A 684-nucleotide genomic window follows, 5' to 3' on the forward strand; every position below is an offset into this window, starting at 1 on the left:
AGCTCGGCGGGCTCTCATCCTTCAGATACTTCTTGATCGTGTTCCGCGATAATCCCGTCGCCCGCGCAACAGACCGGATGCTGCGTCCCTCAACCAATACCCATCGTCGGATCTTCGACACGCTTTCCATCAGTAACACCTGCTCTTTCCTCCGCACTTTTAGTGCGGATGTTAACGAAAACAGGTGGGTCAATTTTACTCGCTCATAACCCACCAAAGTGGGTCAATTTTGCACGCCGATTCACAATCTTGGTGTCGAACTCCGGAAAGCGGCGCTGATACTTGGCGATCAGAACCGGGTCAAAGGTCCCGTTCCGGTCGCGCGGAATGTCCAGAACCACCTTGCCGGTGTCGGTGGTCACGGTCTTCCGGCTGCTGCCATTGCGTCGATTGGCGGGCTGGTTCTGGCCTTCAGGCGGCTCCTGCGCGCGCTCTTCGTAAGCACCCGATTTCTACCGCGGGGGCTGGTCCTTGACGCGTGCGATGATGTCGGGATCGTCGACGGAGTCTTGTAAGAAGTCGTTCCAGCGCTCCGGCGAACGCCGGGCGTCCGCGAGCATGTCCTTCAGTTCGCAGATGCCATCGTCGGTCAGCGTCGTGATGTATTTGTCTTGCCCGATCTGAACGCTGACGATGCTGCCGTAGGACAGGTTGTCGTCGTTGCTCACGATGGCTTCGAGAAGT

2 protein-coding genes and 1 pseudogene are annotated in these 684 nt (G+C 57.7%); all 3 read right to left on the minus strand.

Translation table 11 applies throughout. The annotated features are described in order from the left end of the window. Positions 1-139, minus strand: a 139-nt coding sequence (locus tag GKC28_RS26665) for a helix-turn-helix domain-containing protein (protein WP_368041129.1), incomplete at its 3' end; no start/stop codon positions are given. Between the two features lie 88 nt (positions 140-227). Then, positions 228-404: pseudogene (locus GKC28_RS26105) on the minus strand (transposase); the annotation flags it as partial. Between the two features lie 48 nt (positions 405-452). Then, positions 453-684: hypothetical protein (locus GKC28_RS26110; protein ID WP_174148868.1), on the minus strand; the 232-nt coding region annotated here is incomplete at its 5' end.

The sequence above is a fragment of the Leisingera sp. ANG59 genome, assembly GCF_013317235.1.
GTDB lineage: Bacteria > Pseudomonadota > Alphaproteobacteria > Rhodobacterales > Rhodobacteraceae > Leisingera.